Source organism: Paraburkholderia sp. SIMBA_030 (genome assembly GCF_046535245.1).
Lineage (GTDB): Bacteria > Pseudomonadota > Gammaproteobacteria > Burkholderiales > Burkholderiaceae > Paraburkholderia.
The window spans coordinates 1-258 of the sequence record NZ_JAWRXB010000967.1 but is presented as its reverse complement, the minus strand read 5'-3'; the positions used below and the strand labels follow the sequence as shown (position 1 = coordinate 258).

The following is a 258-nucleotide window of genomic DNA, read 5'->3' as shown; positions in this document are numbered from 1 at the left end:
ACGCGAGGCGGACCGATTCCCGCTGCGTGTCAGTCAGGGTGCCAAGGCATCTGCTGACGGCCTCGGCTTCCAATGCTGTATCGGCCTCTTCGACAACTAAGTCCCGATCCCTGTCCTGGCTTGCCGCTCCGTATTTCGCTTCCCGGTCCGTCGCGGCCTGGACTGCCCGCACGCGGTCTATGGCGCGCCGATGGGCGATTGTCATGAGCCAGGCCAATGGACTGCCGGCGGCGCGATCGAAGCGCGCAGCACCTTGCC

At 65.9% G+C, this 258-nt stretch carries 1 protein-coding gene; it reads right to left on the bottom strand.

The genetic code is table 11. The annotated features are described in order from the left end of the window. Positions 1 to 258: sigma factor (locus SB772_RS42890; protein ID WP_410838880.1), on the bottom strand; the 258-nt coding region annotated here is incomplete at both ends.